The following is a 17,118-nucleotide window of genomic DNA, read 5'->3' as shown; positions in this document are numbered from 1 at the left end:
CCCCCCCCCCCCCCCCCCCCCCCCCCCCCCCCCCCCCCCCCCCCCCCCCCCCCCCCCCCCCCCCCCCCCCCCCCCCCCCCCCCCCCCCCCCCCCCCCCCCCCCCCCCCCCCCCCCCTTTTACACGCACACGACGGCATACGAGATGGTAACGCAGGTCTCGTGGGCTCGGAGATGTGTATAAGAGACAGACTTTCCAACATTCAAGTGCTTTAAATCTTCTACTTTTGCTATATGAGTACAAATGCAGAAATCCTATCACAGATCATCAGGAACAGAAGAAGTGTTTTTCCAGAAGATTATATACAAAAAGAAATTCCTATCCCTATTATTGAGCAGATTTTAGAAAGTGCCAATTATGCGCCAACCCATAAACTTACCCAACCTTGGCGGTTTACGGTCATTAGAAAAGGGGCAAAGGCGAAATTGGGCGAAGAGCTTGGTAAAATCTATCAAAGTATTGTTCCTTCCAATAAATTTCTGCAAAAGAAATATGATAGCTTTGGTCAAAAAACAAGCCAGGCCGATTGTATTTTAGCCATCAATATTCAATTTCATGAAGATAAGGTGCCGAATTGGGAAGAAATTGCTGCAGTGGGTTGTGCCGTACAAAATATGGCCTTGACTGCCGAAGCGTTAAATGTAGGGGCTTATTGGAGTTCGCCACCATTAATCGACCATTTAGGTGCCTTTCTAGGGCTAGCTGAGAATGAAAAGTGCTATGGGCTATTTTATATGGGCTACCACAATGCCGAACCAAGACAGGCAAACCGTACGCCTATGGCAGATAAGGTGAAATGGCTAGAGGGATAACTTATAATTTTGTCTAAAATCGGGACACCATAGTCCTTAGGATTTAATGCCCATCCTTTCAACTTTCCTACCTTTAAAATTGCGAAAAAATGAAACAGCTCCTATACCAGCTTTGCTTGGATTTTATAACCAGTAGAATAAATACAGCCCAAGAAGCATTGAAACAGGCTCAAGAAGCAAGCAATGATGATACCAAAAGCAGTGCTGGCGATAAGTTTGAAACGGGTAGGGAAATGGCCCAACAAGATATCAACAGAAACAAGCAATTATTGTTAGATGCCAAACAGCAGGAAAATAACCTAGTTAATTTAAAAGATGTACCTTCAAGCCCTAATGTAAGAAGCGGTAGCTTGGTCCTTACCGATCAGGGTAATTTCTACCTGTCGATTAGTGCAGGGCAACTTCAGGTAGGAAATGAAATTTATTTTGCCATTTCCGCCGCTTCCCCAATAGGTAAGTTACTTCTTGGGAAAAAGGTGAATGATCAATTAACCTTTAATGGGAAAACTTATTTGATTAAAGAGATTAGTTAGATTTCTCATTGCTGTGCCATTGAAATGATGGAATGAGAACAGTGTTACGGCCAGTTAATATTAACCAGTTCTCTTTCCTATATTGTCATTCCAAATTTACCTACCTGTGGTAGGCTCGATAGATATCCTAATAAAAAGAGCTAAAGAGCCTGGCTTTTTATCGGCCATAGCTAGTATTTGATAAGCGAAGTTACATTCTCACTTTCAACAAAAGTTTTCTCAAAATTATCCCATTCTTTTTGGTCAATTCCAGATTTTAAGGCCTGTTCTTTCAGGAAATCATAATTTGTAGCTTGCCCTTTGGTATGCAGACATTGCTTTAAAAAAGCAAATGTTTTTTTCTCTCCAACGGTTTGCTCCAGCCCTCTTAATAATAAAGGCCCATAACTATATCGGTAAGTGCCATTGATTTGATTTATCTCGGTAACTTTATTTAAAGGAACCACCTTAAACTCCTTTAGGTTACTGACTGCATTTTTGTAATAGTTGCTACTATAGCTTTGTCCGAATTTGGTTTCGCTGGCCTTTATAGATAAATATTCTGCAGTTGATTCCAAAAGAAACCAGAATAGGGTAGAATTCGGTTGAAGAACATTGCCAAAGTAATAATGTGCTATTTCATGGGCATAGAAAGGATAATCGGTGGAATCCTTAAACTTTTTATTGACCTCATCTATGGTTTCACCTAGATTACTGCCTGCAAGTGCAATGGTAGGATAAGAAGCAAAGCCCCAAATTCTGCCTTTGTTGAATTTTTCTATAGCGGTATGCTCAATAAATACATTTTTAGTGGTATATGGAATGCCTAAAACCTTATTGAAATATTGTTTGATTTCTGAAATGTTGGCTTCAAATATGGCCAATTGTCCGGAGTTCATATTTGTATTGAGAAAAAGAGCATTGTTGGTTTTTTGTATTGGATAATTTCCCACAAATAATAGTGGCGCAATGGCTACGGTAGAAGTGAATTGGGCTATAGGGCCTGGTTTGGGCATGTCGCCATTTACAAAGATCTGACTTGCTTCTTTACAGCTTACAGTAATATCAAAAGTAACCTGCTCTATCAATTGGTCATTTTTTACATCATAAATAATGGGATACCATTTAGATTGCTCAGCAGCTCTTAAAGTTTGGCCATTGAAGGCGATTAATCCCTTAAAATCGGTAAAATTATAATCTCCGTTGTAAATAGGAAATGCACCTGTATAGCTGATGTTCAAGTGCCTAGGATTAACCAGCACATCATTTTTATCCTGTGGGATGTAAACAATACCTTCCCCACGCATTTTACCATTATAATAGCCGGTATATTTAAGCGATTGTTGCGTAGAATCCTTTATGGCCTTAATATTGAAGCCCTTGTTTAATAAGATTTGATAATCCTTGCCTAAATTAGGTAGGTTGGATAGGGTGAAATCTGCGGTAATTTGCCCAGTTGACATGATAATCTCAACTTTTCCCTTTAAGTGTGGGGTTTGGGCTTTTAAGTGAAGTGTAAAAAAGGTTAATAAAGCAAAAAATAAGGGTTTTATCTGCATAAAGATGATTTTGAAGGGGCTAAGCTAAGAAAAAACCAATACAAAAATCAAAACCAGATTCTATTTAAAGCTCTTTTTAATGCTGTGTAGTAGATTTTTGGCTGTGTAATGCCCTGGATCTATAATCCTTCTGATGGTGTATAGTGGATAATCCTCATCTCGTTTGGTAGATAGGATAAAGGCGGCTTTAAAACCATGCTCTTTCAATTTAGGTAAAAGAGCTGCCTTGTAAACACCGTAAGGATAGGCAAAATAAGTTATCTTTTTACCTGTAATCCTTTCTAGCTTTCTGGTTGGTTCATCTATTTGCGTGGTCCAATCTTCTTCGGTAAATTTCGAAAAATTTTTATGATCGTAAGTATGGCTGGCAATTACATTGCCTTCGTCGGCTAATTGTTTGAGCTGTGCGGCATTCATATAGGCAATTCTGCCTTTCTTGCCAATGGCCACCGTCATGATAAAATAAACCCCTTTAAACCCATATTTTTTTAAGGTAGGATAGGCAACGGTAAATTGATCGAGATCAGTATCATCAAAAGTAAACATAATAGGCTTTGGAGGTAAGGACTTTCCATAGACCAGATAATCATATAATTGATCTGGTAAAATGGACTGATAGCCACTATCTGCCAAAAGTTTGATGTGTTCGTTAAACTTGGTAGGAGAAATAATGTCATCTTTGGCCCTTTTTCCATCACTGGGCAACCATTCTCTTATTTGGTGATAGCATAATACAGGAACTTCCTTTTTAGCTAAAATGGTTTTGGCATCTGCAGGTGTAAGGACGGGGGTATCTATGCTTAGTTCAGTAGTTGCGCTATCTGAACTAACTTTTTGTGCTAGAAAGGTACTTTTGGGAGTAGAAGTAGTACAAGCCATTAGACCAAATACATAATTTGCCCACACCCAAATGCCCATTGATTTCATCATAGGAATTGAAAATAAGAAAGATGGACCAAAAGCGCTATTTAAAAACTCTTCACAATGCTGTTGTGTAATGTTTTTGGGCTCCAGTAGCCACTGGCTATAATACGTCGGACGGTATATAGAGGCTCATTAGGATCGCGTTTGTCGGCAAGTGCAAAAGCCATCTTAAATCCACGCTTTTTCAATTCTGGAATACCTTGTGAATTCCATAAGCCAAATGGATAGGCAAAATATTCAATTTTTTTACCGGTGATCTCTTCTAACCTCTTGGTCGGTTTATCTAATTGCTCTTCCCAATCTTTTCCTTCATATTTCTTAAAATTCTTGTGGTCATAGGTATGGCTGCCAATTACATTGCCTTCGTCAGAAAGTTGTTTGATCTGATCGCTGCTCATATAATCTACAAACTTGCCTTTCTTACCAATGGAAACTGTCATGATGAAATATACCGCTTTGTAGCCATATTTTTTTAATAATGGATTCACGATGGTATATTGATCCAAGTCTGTGTCATCGAAAGTTAGCATGATTGGCTTTTTTGGAAGTGGTTTTCCTTCATTCAGATAGGCATAAAGCTGATCTGGCAAGATGGTATGATAGCCACTGTCTACCAACATTTTTATGTGATTTTTAAAATTTTCAATTTCCACAATATAATCCTTGCCCACTTTTCCGTCGGTCGGTTTCCAATTACGTACCTGATGGTAACATAAGATGGGAACTTGTGGACGATCTAAAATAGTTTTGGCATCTGCTACCTTAATGTTTTTGGTATCTATAGGTGTACTGGTTTCTGCCTGTACAATAGGGGCCTTGCTACCGGTACTATCGGTAGTGGTATCTTTGGTCGATTGTGATTTCGACTGGCAGCCTATGGCAAAAATGGCACTGGCGGTAACAATAGATAAAAAAAACTTTTTCATTAAGCCTATAATTAAGTGATCTGTGTTATAATGTTAGCGCTATAGCGATGGATTATAACACTATAAATTCATACAATACTTTCATGCAAAGCTAAAAATTAGCCTCGTCATTTTTATCATATTAAGTTATAGTGTTGATAACTTAATTGTATCCTGTTGTTGCATAGCTCATCTAGCTAATTTATTACAAGAAAAATAATGCTTAACTATACATTTTGAATAATTTAGCAACCTTAACAAATACCTTATTAACTAATGAAGAAACTCTACTTTTTATTCCTTATGGCTATTGGTTTAGGTATAGAAACCTATGCACAAACCAAAACGGTAACGGTTACCGAAACCCTGCCCGGGCCAGAAAAAGCAAACTATCAATTGGCCGCCAGATTTTCCCCCAGTAAATTGCGTAAAATGATTTATTCCACTTCGGTTGACCCGCATTGGCTTAAATTGAGTAATCGTTTTTGGTACCAGTTTGAAACACCTAACGGAAAGAATTGGTACGTTGTAGACCCCGCACTAAGAAATAAGAAAACACTGTTTGACCCTGTCAAACTTGCGGCAGAAATTACATTGATTATTCGTGACCCATTTGATGGACAAAACCTGCCGATAGAAAACATGAAATTCGCAGATGATGAAAAAAGTATCACTTTTGAAATCAAAAGCACTATAGATGAGGTGAAGCCAGACAGAAAAGACAAAAAGGCTGCCGATTCTATGCAGAAGAAAATTTTCAAATTTCAATATGAATTGGCAAATGCCAAGCTCACTGAAGTTAAAGATTTTAAAAGGGCCAAGCCAAAACCTAATTGGGGAGCTGTAGCGCCAGATTCTTCGGCCATTATTTTCACCAAAAACTACAATTTGTTTTGGATGGATAAGGCGAATTATCAAAAAGCCATTAAAAACGAAGAAGACAGTACCATTGTAGAGCACCAATTGACCAAAGATGGCGTAAAATATTATGCTTATGGTAGCGATGGTGATCGAGAAAATAATGAAGAAATCATTAAGAATGATAAAAAACGTAGAAGAGCGTTTGTACTGTGGTCTCCAGATTCTAAGTATTTTATTCTACAACGATCGGATAGCCGTAAAGTAAAAGATCTATGGGTGATCAATAGCGTGAGCACAGGTAGGCCCACTTTAGAAACTTATAAATATCAGATGCCTGGGGAAGCAGAAGCCCCAATAGATGAAATTTGGCTATTCAATTTTTCTGCTAAAACTTCCCAGAAGCTTAATGGGTCTGCATTTAAGGATCAAAGTCTAAATGTATACAGCAAGCCAGCTCTTAATGCAGATAGGGATAACGAATTTCGTCCTGCGATTTGGTTGGGAGACAATGCTAAATTCTACATGGGCAGAACCAGTAGAGATCTGAAAAGAGTAGATATTTGTCAAGTTGATGTAGCCAGTGGTAAGGTTAAAGCCTTAATTGACGAGCGCTTCAATACCTATGTGGAAGTACAAAGACCAGGTTTGGTTAATGGAGGCAAAGAGTTAATCCATTGGAGTGAGCGCGATGGTTGGGGACATTTCTATTTGTTTGATGAAAATGGAAAATTAAAGAATCAGATTACTAAAGGTGCTTTTCATTGCGAAGACTTGGTGAATATCGATGAGAAAAATAGGGTGCTCTATTTCACGGCCAATGGACGCGAAGCCAAAGAAGATCCATACTATTATCATTTGTACCGTATTAATTTCGATGGTTCTGGCTTAAAGCTCCTTAATGCTGGCGATTTTGATCATGCTATTAGCATGAATGATGGGGGCAGGTTTTTTATAGATAACTTTTCTAGGGTAAATACGGTTCCGAAAACGATCTTGTATGACAATAATGGAAACAAGATCATGGATCTGGAAACTGCGGATCTATCCTTATTAATGACCGCAGGTTACAAGTTTCCTGAACCTTTCAAGGTAAAGGCCGACGATGGGGTAACCGATCTGTATGGGGTAATGTACAAACCATTTAATTTTGATCCTGCCAAGAAATATCCAGTTATTGAATATGTATATCCAGGCCCGCAAACAGAGGCGGTAAACAAATCTTTTGGTAGGAGTATGGATCGGGTAGACCGTTTGGCACAATTGGGCTATATTGTAGTTACGGTAGGCAATAGAGGTGGCCATCCGGCACGCTCTAAATGGTACCATACCTATGGCTATGGCAACCTACGCGATTATGGCTTGGCCGATAAAAAAGCAGCCGTTGAGCAATTGGCAGATCGATACAGCTATATTGATGCCAATAGGGTAGGTATTACCGGTCACTCTGGAGGTGGATTTATGTCTACTGCGGCAATGTTGGTTTATCCAGATTTCTTTAAGGTGGCTGTTTCAGCTGCTGGAAACCATGATAACAGTATTTATAACCGTTGGTGGAGCGAAAAACATCATGGCGTAAAAGAGGTGGTTTCCTTAAAGGGAGATACTACATTTAAATATTCGATAGATAAAAATCCAGACCTGGCCAAAAACCTAAAAGGCCATTTGCTATTGATGCATGGCGATATAGACAACAATGTACACCCGGCCAATAGTATCAGGGTAGCCAATGCACTGATCAAGGCAGGTAAACGCTTCGATTTTATTATCGTTCCAGGCCAACGGCATGCTTTTGGCGACATGACCGAATATATGTTCTGGCGCTTGGCAGATTATTTTAACAACTATCTATTGGGCGATTTCTCCCAATCTAACGAAATTAATATGACCGAAATGGACCGGGAAATCGAACGAAAAAATTAACCGAACAAAGAACATGTCCAAAAAGTCTGGTTATCATTTCTTGAAAATGGGAATATCGATTTTCTACAAGGTAAATTCCCAATCAAATTTGGGATGATGAAAAACAGACTTTTTGGATATTTGGTTTTAGGTTAGCACCACATTTAATGACTTGATTTTAAGAGTACAGCTTGAAATTTTACTTTATTAGACGAGTAAAACCAACTATCAATCACATTTTTTATAGTTGAATTCTAATACAGAAATTAACATATGTTTATATCTTTCGTAAGGTTGATAACCTAAATTTTCAACTTTATTGATCTGTTTTTGTAATTCCTGATAACAAATGGCTTCGCTTTCATAAGGGCCAATATTTATAACGGAAAAACCAGCACATTTGTAAGAGCAATAATCATTACAACAAACTTTGTAGCCCTCCTTAGCTTTTCTTATACTACTTTCCTGATATACTTTTTCCTTTACTTTGATGTTGTTTGTTAAGGAAGCATCCCCATATAAAATATAGGCATAGTACCTGCATTGGTTTTGGCCTTTGTTAGTTTTAGGGTTTCCCGTAGACATCAGTGCAAATGCCAAAATAACGAGCAAGGGAAGTAGGAGCTTAATTTTCATGATTTGACTTTAAAAGTAAAAAATAAGGTAGTGCCCTATAGGCAAATGTAATTATGAAATAAAAATGCCTTAGGACATAATCTTAAGGGAGGTGTTTTTATCAATGTTTTAAGTTATTGATACTGATTAATAGGTATTTTAGTATGGTTTATACCAGCTTTTTACTCCTTTTGATGAATCAAACCGCTAGCCATCACATAAAAAGGCCGCTACTTTAATTAAAGTAGCGGCCTTTTGCTAAGTTTAGCAATAATTAAAAGTGGAACTGTACACCTAATTTTGGAGCAAAAGTATCAGCACTTAAACCAAAGCCATTAGTTTTGGTTTTAATACCTGTAGCTTCAGCCTTAGCAGTATAGTTTGCATAACTTAAGCCATTTACAGAAAATTCAATACCTACTTTTTTGGTAGGGAAAAAGGCAAAACCTGGAGCAAGGTTAACACCAATTAAGGTAGTGCTCGCTACTTTGGCACCTGTATCGCCATTGGTATTTACAATTTTTTCGGTACCGAAAGCCATAGGTACAGCTAAATGACCAAAAAACTTAAACTGATCCGATAGGTTTACATAGTAACGTCCAAAAGGTGCAACCACAAAAGCTTCATTTTGCTCGTGGGTACTTACCGATTTGTCGTAGGTATAACCTACACCAGTACCAATAGCAATATTGTTGCCTACAAAATAACCAACATTAGGAACCACGCTAAAACTAAAATCAGATTTAGGGGCACCATCTGTTTTGCTAGAAGAGATACCCACATTACCGCCTAAAATAATTTTTCCTTTTTCGGTTTGTGCTTTAGCACCAAATGTTAATGCTGCAACAGCAACTAACGATAATAGAACTTTTTTCATTTTTATATGTGTTAAATTATAGCGGTTTGTAAACTTTTTACAGACCATTTGTAGCAATAAATACAAATGTCATACCTCTTGAAAATTTGTCATACATGCCAAAAAGAATGTTTTCGAGTAAAATATTAGCACCTAATGAGATAGCTTTTTATGAAAAATGTTTAATTATAATAGAATGACAAAGCACGTTTTTTCCTTGACAATAAGATGATATAGTAGGGAGTTTGATTTGCCGATTTGGCATTTTTTGGCAGTGTAGGGTAGGTTAAAAATGAGCAGGTCGATAGATCATATAAATGTTTATACAACGTCCTTGATAAAAAATATACAAGTATAGAATTGCTTTTGTAACGAAACAAACAGGCAAAAAAAAGCGGCCACAAATTAATGCGGCCGCTTTTTCCTGATTATATTATAAGGCATTTTCGTTCAAGAATACAAATTTGTGGTCGAACATATCCAATTTGATCTTACTGTCTTTGTCTACTTTTCCTGCCAAAATCTCCTTAGAAAGCTCGTTCAAGATACGTTTCTGTATCACACGCTTTAATGGACGGGCACCAAACTGAGGATCGTAGCCTAATTGGGCCAACCAATCTAGGGCCTCATCTGAAGCCTGTAGGCTAATGCCCATTTCAGCCAAGGTGTTCTGTACTTGTTTAAACTGAAGGTTCACAATATCGCGTATTTCTTTACGGTTTAACGGAGTGAACATGATCAGCTCATCAATACGGTTTAAGAACTCTGGTCTAATGGTCTGTTTCAATAGTTCAAACAGTTCATTTTTGGTTTTGGCCAATACTTCATCTTGGTTGGTTTCATCAAAATCCTTAAAGTTTTCTTGGATAAGATGAGCACCAATGTTCGAAGTCATGATAATGATTGTGTTCTTAAAATTTACTACCCGTCCTTTATTGTCGGTTAAGCGGCCATCATCTAGCACCTGCAATAAGATATTGAATACATCCGGATGTGCTTTTTCGATCTCATCGAGCAGCACTACCGAATAAGGTTTTCTACGTACTGCTTCGGTCAATTGCCCGCCTTCATCATAACCTACATAGCCCGGAGGCGCTCCAATTAACCTAGAAACGGCATGACGTTCTTGATATTCGCTCATGTCAATTCTCGTCATGGCATTTTCGTCATTAAATAAGAATTCTGCCAAGGCTTTGGCCAATTCCGTTTTACCTACGCCTGTTGTACCTAAGAAAATGAAGGAACCAATAGGTTTGCGTTTATCTTGCAGCCCTGCACGCGAGCGTCTTATGGCATCAGAAATGGCTTCAATTGCTTCATCCTGTCCTGCAACACGTTTGTGAAGCTCATCTTCCAAATGCAATAGCTTTTCTCTTTCACTGGCAATCAGTTTTGTAACCGGAATACCTGTCCAACGACCCACCACACCTGCAATATCATCGGCAGTTACCTCTTCCTTCAGCATACGGCTTTCACCTTGCCTGCTTTCCAGATCGGCTTTTAGTTTTTCAACCTTATCCTGTGCTTCTTTAATCTTTCCGTAACGTATTTCGGCCACCTTTCCATAATCTCCAGCACGTTCCGCCTGGTCGGCTTCTAGCTTAAACTGCTCTATCTGCTCAATCTCGTTGTTAATGTGCTCTACCAAGTCTTTTTCTCCCTGCCATTTGGCTTTAAGTTCATCACGTTCGGCAGACAGATTAGCTATGATTTCGCTCAGCTCCTTAACTTTTTTATCGTCTTTTTCACGTTTTATCGCTTCTCTCTCAATTTCCATTCGCATAATCTCGCGATCTAGGGCATCCACATTTTCAGGTACGCTATCCATCTCCAAACGCAGTTTAGAGGCAGCTTCGTCCATCAAATCAATGGCCTTGTCTGGTAAATAACGATCAGAAATATAGCGTTGGCTCATTTCAACGGCAGCAATAATGGCCTCATCCTTGATCCTTACTTTATGGTGCGTTTCGTACCGTTCTTTCAGGCCACGCAAAATAGAGATGGCATCCTGGGTATCTGGTTCATTGACCATTACTTTTTGAAAACGGCGCTCTAAAGCTTTATCCTTTTCTAAATATTTTTGGTACTCATCTAAGGTGGTTGCACCTATCGCTCTCAATTCGCCGCGGGCTAGGGCAGGTTTTAGGATATTTGCGGCATCCATGGCACCTTCACCAGCACCGGCACCTACCAAAGTATGAATCTCATCAATAAAAAGAATGATCTCCCCGTCGCTCTGGGTTACCTCTTTTACTACGGCCTTTAAACGCTCTTCAAATTCCCCTTTATATTTGGCGCCGGCAATTAAAGCACCCATATCTAACGAATAGACCACTTTAGATTTTAGATTTTCAGGCACATCACCCTTAATGATCCTAAAGGCAATACCCTCAGCAATGGCCGTTTTACCCACGCCGGGCTCTCCAATTAAAATAGGGTTGTTCTTTGTCCTGCGCGATAAGATTTGTATCACACGCCTAATCTCTTCATCACGGCCAATTACCGGATCTAGTTTTCCACTTTCGGCATACTCATTCAGGTTGCGTGCATATTTACTCAGGGCCTGATAGGTGGCTTCTGCATTCTGATCAGTTACCCTATTGTCTCCACGAAGTGAAATAATGGCCTTTTTAAGGTCCTTCTCGTTTACGCCCTGGTCCTTTAGCAATTTCGAGGTATTGTCGTTTACGGCAAGTATGCCTAACAAGATATGCTCTACCGATACAAATTCATCTTTAAACTCTTTCAAGAAAGTTTGCGCCTTCTGTAACGAAGAATTGGCATTCGAAGAAAGATAGATATTGCTGCCACTAACTTTTGGAAATTTAGCAATATCCTCATCCAGCTTTAGGTTAAGCGTATTGAGGTTAACATTTAGTTTTTTTAATACATAAGAAATCACATTTTCATCAACAGTAAGCAGCCCTTTTAAAAGGTGCGCAGGCTCAATGGCCTGTTGTTGATTGCCTTGTGCAATTTCAGAGGCTTTTTGAACAGCCTCTTGGGCTTTGATGGTAAAATTGTTGAAGTTCATATTCCTTTTAAGACAAAACAAATGCCACGGCCAATTGGTTGTGCAAATCGGAAATTTTGTCGTGTAAAATTATTTTTAAATGAATAATTGTCTGTTATATAGTGTGTTGTGCTGAAATTTTGTCTTTTTTGGAAATGTATAACGTGCTTCTAGGCCATAACAGTCCCGCTGTCCATTTTATCCCTCATGCTTCGGGTATGCCATTTCCATCGGGTTTAATTTGCAGGGGCTATACAATTAGCTAAGGGCAGTTTTTCTGGTGCTAAGGGCATTGGGCTTTTTAAGGGAGATTCAAATTGTTGGCTTATACAATAGAAATATAGGTTTAGGGTAATTCAGTGCCTAAGGGATAGTATAGAGGCATCAAGATCAATAAGCAATATGCTGGCATTTCTGCCAACACTTTTTGTAAGCAAAGTGGATCTTATAATAGTGCAACTACGACAATTAATAATTGTACTCATAAGAATAATATATCTGGTAAAATGGAAGGCAGCAGAACCCGGATTACCGTATATTTGCAGCTTTATGCCCATTTATAAATGAAAGCCTATATCAAACTCTACTTAGAAGCCTATAAAGGCTTGTCAACACCAGCATGGATGTTGGCATTGGTCATGTTGGTCAATAGAAGTGGTGCCATGGTGGTTCCTTTTTTGGGCGTATATATGGTCAAGCACCTGGGATTTTCTTTGGAAAATACAGGGCTATTGCTTAGTTTTTTTGGTATAGGCGCTGTAATTGGTTCTTCACTTGGAGGTTGGCTAACTGATAAATTTGGACATTTTAAGGTGCAGTTGTTCAGTTTGACTGGTGTTGTGCCATTATTCATGTTATTGCCGAAACTTACTACGCCATTTTCTCTGGCCATCGGTATTTTATCTTTGAGCATGGTTAGCGATATTTTAAGGCCGGCCAATTCAGTTTCCATAGCTTATTATTCCAAGCCCGAAAACTTGGTGAGAAGCTTTACGTTAAATAGAATGGCTTTAAATTTAGGATTTTCCATAGGGCCAGCTTTGGGAGGACTGTTAGCGGCTGTTTCCTATAATTTGCTTTTCTACGGAAATGCCTTTGCCGCTTTTCTTTCTGCCATTATCTTTTTTTTCTATTTTAGAAATAAGAAGGGAAGTGTGGCCGATCAGAAAACCAGCCCGTCTGAAGAACTTCCTTATCAATCTCCATATAAAGATGTACCATTTTTGGTCTTTACCTTTTTAAGTATCCTGTTTGCAATCTGTTTTTTTCAGTTGTTAAGCACGCTGCCATTGTATTATCGTCAGGTGTATGAACTTAGCGAAAAAAGTATAGGGATTATTCTGGCCTATAGTGGCGTAGTGGTATTTACTTTGGAGATGCTGGTTGTTCACATTGCGGAACGAAGGACTACTGCGGCAAATGCCATTATATTGGGTATTGTATTTTGTGGTATTGCTTTCATCTCCTTACTGGTCACAAAAGGAGTGTGGCTGTTGTACGTTTCTATGTTTATGTTGTGCATTGCCGAAATATTGGCCATGCCATTTATGGCTACGGTAACTTTGCAGCGCGCTAATACCAAAAATAGGGGAGCATATATGGGGCTGAACTCACTATCACTATCTGCTGGACTTATTTTTGCCCCATTTCTAGGGACGAAGATAGCAGCGGTTTATGGGTTTGACAGCTTATGGGTTGGAACAGGAGTGCTTATGTTTTTAACCGCAATGGGCTTTTACTTTTTGATGAATAGAATGAAGCTACATCAATGAAAAAAGATGATCTGATAGGGGGTATTTTTAGAGGACAATTTAAGTGCTGAAGTGGTGGCATTTATAGGGAAGGTTTGGTCTTAAAAATAAAATCAAAAAAAATAAAAGACCTTCTAAACCAATTTCTAAAAAGAAAGTCTTTAGTACATGAAGAATATAATTGGTTTACTAAATGCTGTTTTTACATTATTCATTTTGGTTTTTCTTTTTGTGGTATATTTTTTTAAAAGTAACGATGAAAAGGCATAAAAAAAGAGCAAATCGATGAGAATTGCCCTTTGTATTTTAAGTTGTTATAAGGTATTAACCTAATATTTCCTTAAGTCTTTTTGTCTGGTAATCTGCTAATTTTTGTAGCGGGCCAGCAGCAATCATTTTCATCATCATATTTAAATCTGCAGAAATAAGATGCGTTGCCATGGTTGTACCATCACCATTATCTTTTACGCTCCATTGAAGAGATAGATCAAAAGGAGGCTTCTCTGTAGGAATAGCTATAAGTTTCTCGTTTTCTACTCGCTCTGATATATGAATGGTCAATTTAGCCATGTTTTGTATGGTAAAACTGGCTTGATCCGCTGTTGATGACCAGTTATATATATTATCGGGCATCAATTGTTGATGATTATTCAGATCAGCAAGAAACTGGTAAACCTTTTCAATAGGAAGGTTAATGTTGGCGCTACTTTCGATGAGGGTCATTTCTTTAAATTTATATTAGGATTCTATAGTTTCATTTCTTCCCCATTCTGATGGGGTTTCACGCCATTTGTTTAAAAAATCTATATCCGATTTGGCAATAAAGCTATGCTCTGCAGCATATTCTATAAGCGCTTTGTAATTGGAAAGTGTAGAATAACGGCATTTGGCTGCTGCAAAATTATCATCAGCCTGTTGAAAACCGTAGGTGAAAATGGCCACTAGACCAGCCACAGATAAACCTGCATTACGTAATGCCTCTACCGCCTGTAAACTGCTTTTACCGGTAGAAATAAGGTCTTCTATAACAACTACACGTTGGCCTTCTACAATTTCGCCTTCAATTAAGCTACCTGTACCATGTTCTTTTGCCTTAGATCTTACATAGATAAAGGGTAAACCCAGTTCTTGTGCTACCAATACACCTTGTGGAATACCAGCTGTAGCTACTCCGGCAATTACATCAACAGCGCCATATTCTTCTTGGATCAATTGGGCCAGTTTCTGACGAATATAAGTTCTTACTGAGGGATGCGATAAAGTTATACGGTTATCACAGTAAATAGGAGATTTCCAACCCGAGGCCCAAGTAAATGGATTAGCAGGTTGTAATTTAATTGCTTTAATTTGTAATAAAAATTCAGCTACCTTTAATTCAATATCACTTTTATTATACATGGCACAAAAATACAGAATTTATATCAACGATAACACTTTGTTTATTGCAGATCAACTTCCCAAACAATTAGATAAAACACAACAGCTTGAATTAGAAGGGTTTGATTTTCTAACATTTTACAAAAACCTGAAGAATAGCACTAAAAAGAATTATTTGTTGATTTCAAAAAGCCCATCAACTTTATTTAAGATAATTAAAAGTGAATTAACCCTGATTAAAGCTGCTGGTGGCTTGGTTGCTAATGCAAAGGGCGAATACCTCTTTATTTTTAGAAATAAAAAATGGGATTTGCCAAAGGGAAAAGTAGAGAAGGGCGAAAAAGTAAAAATAGCCGCTGTTAGAGAGGTAGAGGAAGAGTGTGGCGTAAAAATCGAAAAACGAAACGAACGTATATGTAGAACCTACCATATCTATGAAATAGAACGTAAGGTAGTGTTGAAAAGAACCAGTTGGTACCATATGAATGTTAAGGGAAGCCCCAAATTGATACCACAGATAGAAGAGGGTATTACAGAAGCTATATGGTTGACTCCACAGGAAATCAAGGCCAAAATAAAAAACACCTATCCTTTAATCATAGATGTTTTAAAGAGCGAAAAGCTGATTTAGACAAAGAGGTCCTAGGTCGGTAGTCCGAAGTCCGATGATATGGTTGAAATTGTTAAATTGCTGTATTGTTTGTTATAATTGCGAATTGGCCACTGAAAACGGCTAATTACTCCTCGTCAAGGCTGTCGATTATGGTTTTGATTTGCCTAACATATTTTCCATAATACAGTCTTGCCCAAAATTCGGTAATTAAACCAATTACCAAAATGGCAACAAAGGCATTGATCACAATATAGAACATGGAAAATTTTTGTAGAATTTCACTTAGCAAGGTACCTTTTATGATAAAGAGTGCAGTGGTGCAGAAGGAAAGGGCAATAAAGCCAAGAATATAGGTTAGGGCCTTATAAAGCTCAATGTTCAGTTTCATTTCATAATAGAACCACAACAGGTTTTTTCTGCTATCCAGACCCAAATCATAAGAATGCTTATAAAATGTATAAAACTTGAAGAAATAATAGGTGCAAAATGCACAGGAAATGGCATAGAACAAAATGAATATTGATTTAAGTTCCGATGAAAATCCAAATATCTTGGGGGTAAAAGCAAGTAATAACAGCGATAAAAGCTGAACAAAAAACTCTTGCTTCATTTGCTTTCTAATTTTATCGATGGGCGTGTGCGCTTCCTTTATTTTTAGCATATCTTCAGATACTTCGCCATGGTTATTATTGTTGTTGTTCCAGTCTTCTTTTAATTGATCAAAATTCATAGCCGTTCTTTTTAATGATTTGTTGTAATTTTTCTTTGGTTCTGTTGAGCTTCACCCTGGCATTAATTTCTGTAATGCCTAGGTTATGTGAAATTTCTTTGTGCGATTGGTTTTCCAGGAATAGAAAGATCAATGCTTTTTCTATTGGATTGAGTTCTTGTACAGCCCTATACAGATAAGCTAATTTTTCTTCTTTCTCCTGGTTGTCATTATAGTCTGCAATATCTATCTGCTCATTTAGCGAGGTTTTATCTACCTTTCTGTTTTCTTTTTTAAAGAATATAATAGCCGTATTTAAAGCTACCCTGTACATCCAAGTGCTAAATTTACTGCTGCCTTTAAAAGTGTGGTAAGCTTTCCATAATTGCATCACAATTTCTTGGAACAGATCTTCCCGATCTTCGACCTTGTCCATATACATTTTGGTTACTTTATGGATAATGCCTTTGTTCTCGTTAATCAATTGCAAAAAATTTGCTGTGCTTGGTTCAGGCATTTTATCAGAATGTAGTTAATATTTGGTATAATGCTATTATTTTACTGGAGTTACCGTATAACCCTTCGCTTTTAATAAAGCAATAACTCCTTCTTTGCCCTGCAAATGTCCACATCCTATGGCAAAGAATGTTGGCTTTTCCTTTAAAATATTAGGCATCCTATCGGCCCAAAGATGATTTCTAACGGGTAGTAGC

At 38.1% G+C, this 17,118-nt stretch carries 17 protein-coding genes; 5 read left to right on the top strand and 12 right to left on the bottom strand.

Translation table 11 applies throughout. The features are described from left to right. Window positions 1-201 (bottom strand): hypothetical protein (locus JHD79_RS22865; RefSeq protein ID WP_233164809.1); only part of this gene is annotated, 201 nt, incomplete at its 3' end. A 31-nt stretch (window positions 202-232) separates the two neighbouring features. Between JHD79_RS22865 and JHD79_RS20655 the strand changes: the two genes are divergently transcribed. Together JHD79_RS20655 and JHD79_RS20650 are read left to right on the top strand one after the other, a co-directional pair. Further along, the gene (locus JHD79_RS20655) at window positions 233-811 is read left to right on the top strand and encodes a nitroreductase (RefSeq protein ID WP_199121257.1); all 579 of its coding nucleotides are present in this window, start codon (window positions 233-235) and stop codon (window positions 809-811) included. 89 nt (window positions 812-900) lie between these two features. Continuing rightward, on the top strand, window positions 901-1,344 hold the full coding sequence (locus JHD79_RS20650) for a 3-oxoacyl-ACP synthase (protein WP_199121256.1): 444 nt from the start codon (window positions 901-903) through the stop codon (window positions 1,342-1,344). A 170-nt stretch (window positions 1,345-1,514) separates the two neighbouring features. Here JHD79_RS20650 and JHD79_RS20645 read toward each other — a convergent pair whose 3' ends face one another. Genes JHD79_RS20645 through JHD79_RS20635 form a run of 3 tightly spaced genes read right to left on the bottom strand, consistent with a single transcriptional unit; the run spans window position 1,515 to window position 4,732 of the window. Next, a complete protein-coding gene (locus tag JHD79_RS20645; RefSeq protein ID WP_199121255.1) occupies window positions 1,515-2,882 on the bottom strand; it encodes a M1 family aminopeptidase in 1,368 nt (455 codons plus the stop codon). 60 nt (window positions 2,883-2,942) lie between these two features. Then, on the bottom strand, window positions 2,943-3,812 hold the full coding sequence (locus JHD79_RS20640) for a polysaccharide deacetylase family protein (protein ID WP_199121254.1): 870 nt from the start codon (window positions 3,810-3,812) through the stop codon (window positions 2,943-2,945). A gap of 38 nt (window positions 3,813-3,850) precedes the next feature. Continuing rightward, complete coding sequence (locus JHD79_RS20635) at window positions 3,851-4,732, bottom strand: polysaccharide deacetylase family protein (RefSeq protein WP_199121253.1); 882 nt, start codon at window positions 4,730-4,732, stop codon at window positions 3,851-3,853. A 255-nt stretch (window positions 4,733-4,987) separates the two neighbouring features. On the opposite strand from JHD79_RS20635, the gene JHD79_RS20630 reads away from it, so the two are divergent. Then, the gene (locus JHD79_RS20630; RefSeq protein ID WP_199121252.1) at window positions 4,988-7,492 is read left to right on the top strand and encodes a DPP IV N-terminal domain-containing protein; all 2,505 of its coding nucleotides are present in this window, start codon (window positions 4,988-4,990) and stop codon (window positions 7,490-7,492) included. A gap of 207 nt (window positions 7,493-7,699) precedes the next feature. Here the strand turns inward: JHD79_RS20630 and JHD79_RS20625 are convergent, their stop codons facing one another. From JHD79_RS20625 to clpB, 3 genes are all read right to left on the bottom strand, one after another. Further along, the gene (locus JHD79_RS20625) at window positions 7,700-8,107 is read right to left on the bottom strand and encodes a hypothetical protein (protein WP_199121251.1); all 408 of its coding nucleotides are present in this window, start codon (window positions 8,105-8,107) and stop codon (window positions 7,700-7,702) included. A 253-nt stretch (window positions 8,108-8,360) separates the two neighbouring features. Further along, window positions 8,361-8,963 (bottom strand): outer membrane beta-barrel protein, encoded by a 603-nt coding sequence (locus JHD79_RS20620; RefSeq protein WP_199121250.1) that lies wholly within the window; start codon window positions 8,961-8,963, stop codon window positions 8,361-8,363. Between the two features lie 412 nt (window positions 8,964-9,375). Continuing rightward, window positions 9,376-11,976, bottom strand: a complete 2,601-nt coding sequence (gene clpB / locus JHD79_RS20615; RefSeq protein WP_199121249.1) for an ATP-dependent chaperone ClpB — start codon at window positions 11,974-11,976, stop codon at window positions 9,376-9,378. Window positions 11,977-12,518: 542 nt separating this feature from the next. On the opposite strand from clpB, the gene JHD79_RS20610 reads away from it, so the two are divergent. Then, complete coding sequence (locus JHD79_RS20610) at window positions 12,519-13,727, top strand: MFS transporter (protein WP_199121248.1); 1,209 nt, start codon at window positions 12,519-12,521, stop codon at window positions 13,725-13,727. 303 nt (window positions 13,728-14,030) lie between these two features. Here the strand turns inward: JHD79_RS20610 and JHD79_RS20605 are convergent, their stop codons facing one another. Then, complete coding sequence (locus JHD79_RS20605) at window positions 14,031-14,429, bottom strand: SRPBCC family protein (protein ID WP_199121247.1); 399 nt, start codon at window positions 14,427-14,429, stop codon at window positions 14,031-14,033. Between the two features lie 15 nt (window positions 14,430-14,444). After that, a complete protein-coding gene (gene pyrE / locus JHD79_RS20600) occupies window positions 14,445-15,104 on the bottom strand; it encodes an orotate phosphoribosyltransferase (RefSeq protein WP_199121246.1) in 660 nt (219 codons plus the stop codon). Here pyrE and JHD79_RS20595 point away from each other — a divergent pair. Then, window positions 15,103-15,714 (top strand): NUDIX hydrolase, encoded by a 612-nt coding sequence (locus JHD79_RS20595; RefSeq protein ID WP_199121245.1) that lies wholly within the window; start codon window positions 15,103-15,105, stop codon window positions 15,712-15,714. The two genes, pyrE and JHD79_RS20595, sit on opposite strands and share 2 nt — an antisense overlap. Window positions 15,715-15,820: 106 nt before the next feature. Here JHD79_RS20595 and JHD79_RS20590 read toward each other — a convergent pair whose 3' ends face one another. The 3 genes from JHD79_RS20590 to JHD79_RS20580 all read right to left on the bottom strand — a co-directional run. Then, a complete protein-coding gene (locus JHD79_RS20590) occupies window positions 15,821-16,426 on the bottom strand; it encodes a hypothetical protein (RefSeq protein ID WP_199121244.1) in 606 nt (201 codons plus the stop codon). Further along, a complete protein-coding gene (locus tag JHD79_RS20585) occupies window positions 16,416-16,922 on the bottom strand; it encodes an RNA polymerase sigma factor (RefSeq protein ID WP_199121243.1) in 507 nt (168 codons plus the stop codon). Before JHD79_RS20585 ends, JHD79_RS20590 begins: the two co-directional genes overlap by 11 nt. Before the next feature lie 36 nt (window positions 16,923-16,958). Further along, the coding region (locus tag JHD79_RS20580) for a TraB/GumN family protein (protein ID WP_199121242.1) at window positions 16,959-17,118 on the bottom strand (160 nt) is incomplete at its 5' end.

Source organism: Pedobacter sp. ASV28 (genome assembly GCF_016428855.1).
GTDB lineage: Bacteria > Bacteroidota > Bacteroidia > Sphingobacteriales > Sphingobacteriaceae > Pedobacter.
This window is presented reverse-complemented; position numbering and strand designations above follow the sequence as displayed.